At 71.6% G+C, this 6,567-nt stretch carries 7 protein-coding genes and 1 pseudogene; all 8 read right to left on the reverse strand.

Annotated elements, in window-relative coordinates:
- Nucleotides 1-323: pseudogene (locus C667_RS18975) on the reverse strand (SPOR domain-containing protein); the annotation flags it as partial.
- A gap of 9 nt (nucleotides 324-332) precedes the next feature.
- A complete protein-coding gene (gene folC, locus C667_RS18980) occupies nucleotides 333-1,646 on the reverse strand; it encodes a bifunctional tetrahydrofolate synthase/dihydrofolate synthase (protein ID WP_004376423.1) in 1,314 nt (437 codons plus the stop codon).
- Nucleotides 1,646-2,521, reverse strand: a complete 876-nt coding sequence (accD, locus tag C667_RS18985) for an acetyl-CoA carboxylase, carboxyltransferase subunit beta (RefSeq protein ID WP_004376424.1) — start codon at nucleotides 2,519-2,521, stop codon at nucleotides 1,646-1,648. The genes folC and accD overlap by 1 nt, the downstream gene beginning before the upstream one ends.
- Nucleotides 2,518-3,339, reverse strand: coding sequence for a tryptophan synthase subunit alpha (gene trpA / locus C667_RS18990; protein WP_004376425.1), 822 nt, complete (start codon nucleotides 3,337-3,339; stop codon nucleotides 2,518-2,520). The genes accD and trpA overlap by 4 nt, the downstream gene beginning before the upstream one ends.
- Before the next feature lie 55 nt (nucleotides 3,340-3,394).
- Complete coding sequence (gene trpB / locus C667_RS18995) at nucleotides 3,395-4,606, reverse strand: tryptophan synthase subunit beta (protein WP_004376426.1); 1,212 nt, start codon at nucleotides 4,604-4,606, stop codon at nucleotides 3,395-3,397.
- Nucleotides 4,593-5,216 carry a phosphoribosylanthranilate isomerase gene (locus C667_RS19000; protein WP_004376427.1) on the reverse strand — a complete coding sequence of 208 codons (624 nt, stop codon included), beginning with the start codon at nucleotides 5,214-5,216 and terminating at the stop codon, nucleotides 4,593-4,595. Before C667_RS19000 ends, trpB begins: the two co-directional genes overlap by 14 nt.
- Nucleotides 5,217-6,014: a tRNA pseudouridine(38-40) synthase TruA gene (gene truA / locus C667_RS19005; RefSeq protein WP_004376428.1), complete on the reverse strand. Its 798-nt coding sequence runs from the start codon at nucleotides 6,012-6,014 to the stop codon at nucleotides 5,217-5,219.
- Nucleotides 6,011-6,567, reverse strand: a 557-nt coding sequence (locus C667_RS19010; RefSeq protein ID WP_004376429.1) for a CbiQ family ECF transporter T component, incomplete at its 5' end; no start/stop codon positions are given. The genes truA and C667_RS19010, both read right to left, overlap by 4 nt.

A 6,567-nucleotide genomic window follows, 5' to 3' on the forward strand; every position in this document is an offset into this window, starting at 1 on the left:
TTGGCAGGGGCCGCGGCCGACGCGGGCTTGTCCGGCGCGGCCGGGACCTTCTCGGGTGCCGGCTTCTCGGCCGCGACCACCTCGTCGTCCTCCGGCACGGCGACGGCGACCGGCGCGCTCGCGCTCTCGGGCGCGCTGGCGCGGCGCGCGGCGACCGCCTTGTCGCGGTCGGGAATCGAGACCTGGATGTCCTCGATCGAGGGGTGCGGTTCCTCGTCCATCATCATCGGCAGCACGACCGCAGCCAGCAGGGCGAGCGCGATCGCACCGACCAGGCGTCGGCGCGCGCGCTTCTTGATCTCGAGGGAATCTGCCTCAGTCACCGCAAAACCTCATCCGCGCCGTGCCGCCTTGATTGCGGCGAGCACGTCCGACACCGTCAGGAAAGAACCGAAAACGACGATTCTATCATCCTCGGCGACCAGTTTTTGCGCCGCAACATAGGCCTCGGCCGGCGTGGGGAAGCAGCGGATGTCGGCGCCCTCCTTCACCGCGCGCACCTTCGCGGCGAGCGCCTCGGCGGAGAGGCCGCGCGGCCCGGGCAGGTCGGCGAGCAGCCAGTGGTCGACCCGGCCGGCCATGAGCTCGACCACCCCCGCGACGTCCTTGTCGGCGAGCATGCCCAGCACCGCCCAGGTCTCGGGGTAGAAGCCCATGTTGCCGAGGTTGTCGGCGAGCACGCCGGCAGCCTGCGGGTTGTGCGCCACGTCGAGCACCACGGAGGGGCGCCCCGGCTGAACCTGGAAACGGCCCGGCAGCTCGACCAGCATGAGGCCCTGGCGGACGTGCTGCATCGACACCGGGATGCGGTCGCGCAGGCACTCGAGCACGGTGATCACCGCCGCCGCGTTGAGCAGCTGGTTGGCGCCGCGCAGCGCCGGGTAGGCGAGCCCGCCCCGGCGCACCAGCGCACCCTCGCGCTGCGGCTGGGCGTAGCGCCAGTAGCCCCACTGCAGGCGGTCGCCGCCGAAGCCGAAGTCGCGCCCGCTGATCCACAGCTGGGCGCCGATCGCCGCGGCGTGCTCGACCAGGCTCGCGGGCGGCTGCGGATCGCCGCACACGGCCGCACGGCCGGCGCGGAAGATGCCCGCCTTCTCGAAGCCGATGGCCTCGCGCGTGTCGCCGAGGTAGTCCATGTGGTCCATGGCCACGCTGGTGACCAGCGCGCAGTCGGGCTCGAACACGTTGACCGCGTCGAGCCGGCCGCCGAGGCCGACCTCTAGGATGATCACGTCCGGCCTGGCCGCGGCGAAGACCTGCCACGCCGCCAGGGTGCCGTGCTCGAAGTAGGTCAGCGCGGTGTCGCCGCGCGCGCCCTCGACCGCGGCGAAGCCGGCCACCAGGGCCGCGTCGTCGACGTCCTTGCCGTCGATGCGCACGCGCTCGTTGTAGCGCAGCAGGTGCGGCGAGGTGTAGCAGCCCACGCGGTAGCCCGAGGCGAGCAGGATGCCCTCGAGCATCGCGCAACACGAACCCTTGCCATTGGTGCCGCCGACGGTGATCACCACCGCGTCCGACTCCGCCTGCATGCGCGCGCGCACCGCGGCAACGCGCTCCAGCCCGAGCTCGATGCGCTGGCCGTGGCGCTGCTCCAGCAGGGCAAGCCAGCCATCCAGGCTGGCGGGCAATGCGGCTTGCTCGGCCATCACCCGACAACCACGTCCGCGGGCTGGCGGTTGAGCATGGCGAGCAGCACCGCGAGGCGGTCGCGCAGCTCGCGGCGGTCGACGATCAGGTCGATCGCGCCCTTGTCGAGCAGGAACTCGGCGCGCTGGAAGCCTTCGGGCAGCGTCTCGCGCACGGTCTGCTCGATCACGCGCGGGCCGGCAAAGCCGATCAGCGCGTTGGGCTCGGCGACCACGACGTCGCCCATGAAGGCGAAGCTCGCCGACACACCGCCCATGGTGGGGTCGGTGAGCAGGGTGATGAAGGGCAGCCGGCGCTCGGACAGGCGGGTGATCGCCGCGGTGGTCTTGGCCATCTGCATCAGCGACAGCAGGCCCTCCTGCATGCGCGCCCCTCCCGAGGCGGTGATGCAGATGAAGGGCAGGCGCTCCTCGAAGGCCGCGCGCGCGCCGCGCACGAAGCGCTCGCCCACCACCGAGCCCATCGAGCCGCCGAGGAAGTCGAACTCGAAGCAGGCGACCACCACCGGCAGGCTCTTGATCGCGCCGCGCATCACCACCATCGCGTCGGCCTCGCCGGTGTCGGCGGCGGCCGCGGACAGGCGGTCGGGGTACTTGCGCGAGTCCTTGAACTTGAGCGCATCGACCGGCGTGACCTCGGCGCCGATCTCGACGCGGCCCTCGCTGTCGAGCAGCTGGTCGAGGCGGCGGCGCGCGCGCAGGCGGTGGTGGTGGTTGCACTTCGGGCACACGCCGAGGTTGCTGTCGAGGTCGGAGCGGTACAGCACCGACTCGCAACCCTCGCACTTGCTCCACAGCCCTTCGGGGATCGACTTGCTGCGCGACGAATCGCCGCGCTTGATGCGCGGCGGGATGAGTTTCTCGAACCAGCTCATGCCTGTGCTCCCTTGCCCGCCGCCAGCGCATCGAGCGCGGCACGGATCGAGCGCATGAAGTCGCGCACGCGCGCAACCTCCTCGCCCGGGTTGGTCTCGATCTCCTCGATGATCCGGCTGCCGATCACCACCGCGTCGGCGACCGCGCCGATGCGTTGCGCGCTGTCGGCGTCGCGAATGCCGAAGCCCACGCCCACCGGCATGCCGACCGCGGCGCGGATCTCGGGGATGCGGCGCGCGACCTCGTCGACGTCGAGCTTGGCGCTGCCGGTCACGCCCTTGAGCGAGACGTAGTAGATGTAGCCGCTGCCGGCGCGCGCGACGTCGGCGAAGCGCTGCTCGCCCGAGGTGGGCGCGAGCAGGAAGATGGGGTCGAGGCCGCCGGCCTTGGCGGTGGCGGCGAAGCTGACGCACTCCTCGGGCGGGTAGTCGACCACGAGCACGCCATCGACGCCGGCCTCGTGCGCCGCGGCGACGAAGCGCTCCTGCCCCATGGCCTCGATCGGGTTGGCGTAGCCCATCAGCACCACCGGGGTGTCGGCGTTGGTGGCGCGGAAGGCGCGTACGGTCTCGAGCACCTTGCGCAGGCTCATGCCCTGCGCAAGCGCGCGCTCGGAGGCGCGCTGGATGGTGGGCCCGTCGGCCATCGGGTCGGAGAACGGCACGCCGAGCTCGACGATGTCGGCGCCGCCCTCGACCAGCGCGTTCATCAGCGGCAGGGTGAGCTCGGGCGCCGGGAAGCCGGCGGTGACGAAGGGGATCAGCGCCTTGCGGCCATCGGCCTGGAGGCGCTGGAAAACGGTCTGGATTCTCGACATGTCTCGATCACACTGCGGGCCGCATCAGCGGCCCGCTTCAGGTTCGGATTCGGGTTCAGAACTGGAGCCCGGAGCGCTCGGCGACGGTGTGCATGTCCTTGTCGCCGCGCCCGGAGAGGTTGACCAGCAGGATCTTGTCCTTGGGCAGGGTGGGCGCCAGCTTGGCGGCGTAGGCGAGCGCGTGCGAGGACTCGAGCGCCGGGATGATGCCCTCGAGGCGGCACAGCTTGTGGAAGGCCTCGAGCGCCTCGGCGTCGGTGATGCCCACGTACTCGGCGCGCGCGGTGTCCTTGAGCCAGGCGTGCTCGGGGCCCACGCCCGGGTAGTCGAGGCCGGCGGAGACCGAGTGCGTCTCGATGATCTGCCCGTCCTCGTCCTGCAGCAGGTAGGTGCGGTTGCCGTGCAGCACGCCGGGGCGACCGGCGGTCAGCGAGGCCGAGTGGCGGCCGGTGTCGAGACCGTCGCCCGCGGCCTCGACGCCCACGAGCTTGACGCCCGGCACGCCGATGTAGGGATGGAAGATCCCCATCGCGTTCGAGCCGCCGCCCACGCAGGCGAGCACGTAGTCGGGCTGGCGGCCGACCATGTCGGGCATCTGCTCGAGACATTCCTTGCCGATCACCGACTGGAAGTCGCGCACCATCATCGGGTAGGGGTGCGGGCCGGCGACGGTGCCGATGATGTAGAAGGTGTCGGCGACGTTGGTCACCCAGTCGCGCATGGCCTCGTTGAGCGCATCCTTGAGCGTCTTCGAGCCCGACTCGACCGGCACCACGGTGGCGCCGAGCAGCTTCATGCGGTAGACGTTGGCGGCCTGGCGCTTGACGTCCTCCGAGCCCATGTAGACCACGCACTCCATGCCGTAGCGCGCGGCCACGGTGGCGGTGGCGACGCCGTGCTGGCCGGCGCCGGTCTCGGCGATCACGCGCGGCTTGCCCATGCGGCGCGCGACCATGGCCTGGCCGATGCAGTTGTTCACCTTGTGCGCGCCGGTGTGGTTGAGGTCCTCGCGCTTGAGGTAGATCTGCGCGCCGCCGAGGATCTCCGACCAGCGCCTGGCGTGGTAGATCGGGCTCGGACGGCCGACGTAGTGCTTGAGCTCGTACTCGAACTCGGCGATGAACTCCGGATCGTTCTGGCAGGCCGCGTAGGCCTCGCGCAGCTCGGCGAGCGCCGGCATCAGGGTCTCGGCGACGAAGATGCCGCCATAGGGACCGAAATGCCCGCTCGCGTCGGGAAACTGATAAGGCGTGTCAGCCATCTGCATGTCGAACTCCGGCGATGAACGCGGCGATCATGTCCGCGTCCTTGATTCCCTTTGCACTCTCGACTCCGCTCGACACATCCACCGCCCACGGGCGGATACGGCGCACGGCGTCGACCACGTTGTCCGCATCGAGTCCGCCCGACAGCACGAGCGGACGCGTGAAGCCGGCGGGGATCAGCGCCCAGTCGAAAGTCTTGCCCCCGCCGCCATAGCCGTCGACGAAGGCGTCGACCAGGATGCCGCTCGCGCGCGGGTACGAAGCCGCAAATTCTAGCAGATCGACCCCGGGCCGCATTCGCGCCGCCTTGATCCACGCGCGCCCGTGACGGGCACAGTCGGACTCGCTTTCGTCACCGTGGAACTGCAGAAGTTGCAGCGGCACGCGCGCGAGCACCGCCTCGACCTCTCCGGGCGCGGGGTTGACGAAGAGTCCGACCGAGACGACGAAGGGCGGCAGCAGCGCGACGAGCTCGGCGGCCTGCTCGATGGAGACTGCGCGCGGGCTGGGCGGGTAGAACACGAAGCCGATCGCGTCGGCGCCGCCGGCCACGGCCGCGCGCACGTCCTGCGGCCGCGTCAGGCCGCAGATCTTGATTCGGGTACGGGACATTCAGACGAGGGGTAGCTGGGGCAGCGCGATGATACGCCCATCACCGGGCAGCGGCCAGCGCGGCGGGTAGGCCACGCCGCACAGGTAGAGCCCGTCCGGCGAGAAGGTCGGCGCCGCGTGCGCGCGGTCGCGGGCATTGAGCAGTTCGCCCATCCACTCCACCGGATAACGCCCCTTGCCCACGTACACCAGCGCGCCGACCAGGTTGCGGATCATGTGGTGCAGGAAGCCGTTGGCGCGGAAGTCGAACAGCAGGTATTCGCCCTGGCGCACAACGCGCGCCTCGTGCATCACCCGCACCGGGGTCTTCGCCTGGCAGCCGGCGGCGCGAAAGCTGGAAAAGTCGTGGGTGCCGACGAGGCACTCGGCGGCGGCGGCCATGCGCGCCACGTCGAGCGGCGGGTGGTACCAGCCCACCCGCCCGGCGAGCATCGCCGGCCGCGTCGGCGCGTTGTGCAGGATGTAGCGGTACTGGCGCTCGCAGGCGAGGAAGCGGGCATGGAAGTCGTCGGTCACCTCGGTCGCCCAGCGCACCACCACCGCGGGCGGGAGCAGCGCGTTGACGCCGCGCACCCAGGCCGAGGCCGGGCGCACCGCGCGGGTGTCGAAGTGTGCCACCTGCGCGCTCGCATGCACGCCGGTGTCGGTACGCCCGGCGCAGTGGGTGCGCACCGGCTCGCCGGCGATCTGCGCGAGCGCGCGCTCGAGCACGTCCTGCACGGTGCGTCCATGAGCCTGGCTCTGCCAGCCGCAGAAGGCGTCGCCGGCGTATTCGAGGCCGAGCACGATGCGCTTCATGCCAGGCTCCACCACAGCAGGCCGGCGAAGAGCGCGCCGGCGAACAGCCCCTCGCCCAGCCCGAGGCGCTCGCGCGCCAGCACCACCGGCGCCATCTCGACGGCCGCGCCGGTCGCCGGCTCGTCGGCCAGCCAGTGCCTCCAGTCGACCGTGCCCTGCCCGCGCGGCGAGGCCTCGACGTAGCGCAGCACCAGCAAGAGGCGCAGGGCGAGCCGCTCGGGCGCCACGCCGACCCCGCGCAGCGGGCGCGCCAAGGCGTAGAGGCCGCCGACCAGGCGCGCCAGCGGCAGGCGCTCGAGCAGGATGCCGACCGCGCACACCACGGCGAGCAGCCGTGCGGCGTGCAGCGCCGCCAGCGCGAGGCCTTCGCGCGTCGGCCCCAGGCGCGGCCAGTCGAGCAAGGCCGCCTCGCCGGGAGTGAACCAGGCGAAGAGCACGGCGATCGCGACCAGCAGCACGCGGATGCGCCGCACCAGGCGCCAGGTGCGCGCGGGCGCGAGGACGGCGGCCGCCAGCGCGCACGCCGCGAGCGCGACACCGAGCGCGAGCGGCG

Origin of the sequence: Thauera phenylacetica B4P (assembly GCF_000310225.1) — a bacterium.
Taxonomy (GTDB): Bacteria; Pseudomonadota; Gammaproteobacteria; order Burkholderiales; family Rhodocyclaceae; genus Thauera; species Thauera phenylacetica.

Excerpts from the sequence above, each read along its gene's own strand:
- folC (WP_004376423.1), bottom strand. The coding sequence starts at position 1,646 with ATGGCCGAGCAAGCCGCATTGCCCGCCAGCCTGGATGGCTGGCTTGCC.
- accD (WP_004376424.1), bottom strand. The coding sequence starts at position 2,521 with ATGAGCTGGTTCGAGAAACTCATCCCGCCGCGCATCAAGCGCGGCGAT.
- trpA (WP_004376425.1), bottom strand. The coding sequence starts at position 3,339 with ATGTCGAGAATCCAGACCGTTTTCCAGCGCCTCCAGGCCGATGGCCGC.
- trpB (WP_004376426.1), bottom strand. The coding sequence starts at position 4,606 with ATGCAGATGGCTGACACGCCTTATCAGTTTCCCGACGCGAGCGGGCAT.
- C667_RS19000 (WP_004376427.1), bottom strand. The coding sequence starts at position 5,216 with ATGTCCCGTACCCGAATCAAGATCTGCGGCCTGACGCGGCCGCAGGAC.
- truA (WP_004376428.1), bottom strand. The coding sequence starts at position 6,014 with ATGAAGCGCATCGTGCTCGGCCTCGAATACGCCGGCGACGCCTTCTGC.